4 protein-coding genes and 1 pseudogene are annotated in these 3,611 nt (G+C 41.7%); 1 reads left to right on the top strand and 4 read right to left on the bottom strand.

Going from position 1 to position 3,611, the window contains the following annotated elements; genetic code table 11:
- Positions 1-480, bottom strand: a pseudogene (locus tag BZJ19_RS16800) (toll/interleukin-1 receptor domain-containing protein); the annotation flags it as partial.
- Between the two features lie 2 nt (positions 481-482).
- Positions 483-929: a hypothetical protein gene (locus tag BZJ19_RS16795; RefSeq protein WP_077676469.1), complete on the bottom strand. Its 447-nt coding sequence runs from the start codon at positions 927-929 to the stop codon at positions 483-485.
- A 172-nt stretch (positions 930-1,101) separates the two neighbouring features.
- Here BZJ19_RS16795 and BZJ19_RS16790 point away from each other — a divergent pair, with 172 nt between their 5' ends.
- Positions 1,102-2,325: an IS4 family transposase gene (locus BZJ19_RS16790; RefSeq protein ID WP_077676468.1), complete on the top strand. Its 1,224-nt coding sequence runs from the start codon at positions 1,102-1,104 to the stop codon at positions 2,323-2,325.
- A gap of 64 nt (positions 2,326-2,389) precedes the next feature.
- On the opposite strand, the gene BZJ19_RS16785 is transcribed toward BZJ19_RS16790, so the two are convergent.
- Complete coding sequence (locus tag BZJ19_RS16785; protein ID WP_077676467.1) at positions 2,390-2,947, bottom strand: hypothetical protein; 558 nt, start codon at positions 2,945-2,947, stop codon at positions 2,390-2,392.
- Between the two features lie 110 nt (positions 2,948-3,057).
- Complete coding sequence (locus BZJ19_RS16780; RefSeq protein ID WP_077676466.1) at positions 3,058-3,489, bottom strand: acetyltransferase; 432 nt, start codon at positions 3,487-3,489, stop codon at positions 3,058-3,060.
- Positions 3,490-3,611 lie beyond the last annotated feature (122 nt).

Raw genomic sequence — 3,611 nt, 5'->3', positions numbered from 1 at the left:
TTTATGGTAAGCAGATAAAAATGCATCAATATATAGCGGATCTACTGTTTGTAGATCTCTATTTATAGATGCCATTTTATTCTCATGCGCCTTTGCTTTATTATTTGCTTTATTCAGTAATGATTGATATGCCAGTTGAGCATTTTTTTCGTTAAGTTTTTTCTTATGTCTTGCAAGCTGCCCTTGTGAAACCATATGCTTAACTTTAAGTAACTTAAAGAAAAAAACATCAGGCTTATCGTGATAGTATCTTTTTTTCTTACCGACTTTAGCTAGGGATTTATCCTTGCTTTCATATTGTTCATATCTTTTGTTTAGGCTATCCCACATTAGCGGGAATAATTCTTTAAATAACTTTAACAACAAATGTTTATCATATTCAGCAGGTAATGCCTCTGAGATTAAATTCAAAGGTCGTGTAAATGACTTTTGTAATCTTCTTGTTTCTGATTCGTATTTTCTTTTTACAACACCCGCCATAATCAACCAATTGCTATTATTTTAGTTATATAAATCATAAATACTAATGGAATATAAAATCCCCAAACCGAAATTGACTTCATTGCATCAATCTGATGTTTTGACATTTTCTCCTGTGGCTTGATTGCATATAAATCAGAACTAACTAACGACTTACTATGTAGTTTTTCGACGAATTTATTGTAAGTCTCTCTAAAACCCTTTTCTAACGCCAAGTAATATGCATCTAAACAGGCAAATATTACCGTAGGTAATAATGCAATCCATGCATAATCTGGTTTTCCTTTATCAGCAACTATTACAAGCACAGCAGAAACCAGGGTAATACACCATGATTTACATGAAGAGCTATTTGATGCCATTCTCTGTATAACATTTTGCAACATCGCTAAATGAGCTTGAACTGAAGGAGATTCTTCAGTCACTCTAATTGGCTGATTTTCTGACATTTTTCAACCTCCTAAATTTGATGATTTCGAAAAGCACATAACGCCTCAATCTAGCGAATCCCCTCATAAATATCTTTTGAAACAATGAGGTAGACACGCATCGCTCCCTCTGATCTAATGAATTTCGCCAAAAACACACTCGATACAGACAGATTCAATAGCGATGCTAACGATGCGTGATGACCAAATCCTACTACAAACACTGTCAAAACAGTGCCCCAACATTCACAAAAAACGGCTTATTTCTCTTACTCTTGCCACTAAAACCTTACTCGACGGCGCTGATTTAACCCTCACCAAGCTTGGGCGCGCACTTGAGACACAAACCTCAGTTAAACATGCGATTAAACGTATCGACCGCCTATTAGGCAATACGCTGTTACATCAAGAGAAAAATCTCATTTATCGCTGGCATGCGCATCTGATTACGCGCGCCAATCCTTGTCCCGTCATCTTGGTTGATTGGTCGGATGTGCGTGAGCAATTGCGCTATATGACACTGCGTGCTTCTATCGCCGTGGATGGGCGTGCCGTCACTTTGTATGAGCAAGCCTTTGAATATGGCGACTATAACTCGCCTCGCACCCATCAACGCTTTCTCGATACGCTCCAAGGGATATTGCCTGACGGTTGCCACCCAATCTTGGTCACCGATGCTGGCTTTAGAAATACTTGGTTCCGACAAGTGGCACAAAAAGGCTGGTTCTGGTTAGGCCGCGTACGTGGCGAGGTCTCGATTAAAACCCATCAGCACCCGTGGCAATCCAATAAGCAGTTTTACCCTGACGCATCAGCTAAACCTCACACTCTTGGCCCCTGTTTATTAGCGAAGCGTTCGCCACTCCATTGCTTTGCGTATCTCTATAAAGGTGCATCCAAAGGACGCAAAGTGCATCGCCATAGCCGCACATGCCAGCGCCATTCCGCCAACGCGCTTTATCAAAAAGGGAGCAGTGAACCTTGGTTGCTCGTGACGAATATTCCCACTGACGCAATGAATGCGGTTCAAATCACACGGCTTTATGCCAAGCGTATGCAGATAGAAGAAGCCTTTAGAGACTTAAAAAGCACCGCCTACGGCATGGCACTTCGACACAACCGGACGCGCTGTGTAAAACGGCTCAATATCTTGCTACTCATTGCCCTGCTTGCCGATATCTTAATGTGGTGGAATGGCTTAGTGGCAACCCAAGCAGGTTGGCATTATCACTTTCAAGCCAACACCATCAAGCATCGTCGCGTGCTCTCGATACCTCGTCTTGGTCGCGAGGTCAGAAACCATCGGCGATACCTGATTAAGCTAACCCAATATCAGTGGGCCATCAGGGAATATCAACGGCTAACGCATACGATGGGGCTCGGTCAATTATTAGGGGATCCGCCAGCAGTTGGCTAAACTTGCGAGGAACGAGCGTAAGCCAACTGTTACACGTCGGTTTAAACAACTTGTTAAATTGCAATTATGCACTTTTTATATGCTTTGCTAGATTCTCTGCTAAAACAATAAATGACTTAGCATCTTCTTCACTCAAATGAAGCTCTTCAGCATGCGCTGCTTTATTTCTAAGTTGGCGTAAGCGCTGAAAGGTATTCAGTTGCTTATCATCAATGACTTTACATTGATGCAAGTATTCACCAAGTCTCGGGTAGTTTCTCATTGTATCGCTTGGTGACTGCCCCCAAAAAGAACTTGCGACCTCTGCTGCAGCAGCTTCAACTTCAATCCAAGCCTCAATTATTGCAGCTCTTGTTGAGAAAGATAGTAAATCTAAAGCCTTAGAATTAGTTGGCTCTGATACTGTAATGGTAGGAGTACCAACACCAGAGGTTTCTTTAACCTCTGATTTTAGTGCTTTAATCTCTTGAGAAAATTCCATCTCAAGCTCTTTATATTTTAGCTTTTTCATCATAGGGACTAGCTCAATAATAGGTTTTCTTAACAAAAACACTAAAATTATGACTGAGCTAGGCCAAGCAAGTGCTTTAACTAATTCCGTTGTAAATGTAAATCCGTCCATATTAACTCGATATTTGATTTTGCAATTTAACGCCGCCAGCACGCGCGGCTTTGTAGTGAAGGCGAAGCCGCAACGGAAAAGACGTCGCCGTGCCTGGCTTTGTTAAATTTTTATAGCGCCATATGCAACAGCGGATAAGGCTTACCCTGACCATCGACTGGCGACCGACCAGTCACTTTAAAGCCAATATGCTGATAAAAACCTACCGCCTGTTCATTCTGCTCGTTTACATCGACCTTTGATGCTCCCTGCTCTTTGATAGCATGAACCGCCAACATGGCACCAATGCCTTTTCCGCGTGCATCAGGTGAGATGAACAACATCTCAATATTACCGTCATGTACTCCACAGAATCCCTGAATTTCACCGTTACCGTTTTTAGCGCACCTTAAATCAACTGCTTCAAAATACTGCCCCAGAATTAACGGCTTTAACTCCTGTAGATCATCTTCAGACAGAAAATCATGCGTTGCCCTGACCGACGCTTCCCAGACTTCTATCAGCTTAAGGTGATCTGCTTTTTCTACGATCTCAATATTCATCACTAAACCCGATTGAAAATTTAACGCCTTAATAAAAGGTAAAATTTGTTTGGCTAAAATACGAGCGCAGCGAGATAGCCAGCCGTATTTTATCCTTGTTGATTAACTTGTTAGGCTATGAC

It is taken from the genome of Salinivibrio proteolyticus (assembly GCF_001996165.1).
GTDB lineage: Bacteria > Pseudomonadota > Gammaproteobacteria > Enterobacterales > Vibrionaceae > Salinivibrio > Salinivibrio proteolyticus.
Note: the sequence above shows the minus strand (reverse complement) of the source record. Positions and strands in the feature narration are given on the sequence as shown.

Coding starts and splice junctions, on each gene's coding strand:
- BZJ19_RS16785 (WP_077676467.1), bottom strand. CDS start 2,947: ATGGACGGATTTACATTTACAACGGAATTAGTTAAAGCACTTGCTTGG.
- BZJ19_RS16790 (WP_077676468.1), top strand. CDS start 1,102: ATGCGTGATGACCAAATCCTACTACAAACACTGTCAAAACAGTGCCCC.
- BZJ19_RS16795 (WP_077676469.1), bottom strand. CDS start 929: ATGTCAGAAAATCAGCCAATTAGAGTGACTGAAGAATCTCCTTCAGTT.
- BZJ19_RS16780 (WP_077676466.1), bottom strand. CDS start 3,489: ATGAATATTGAGATCGTAGAAAAAGCAGATCACCTTAAGCTGATAGAA.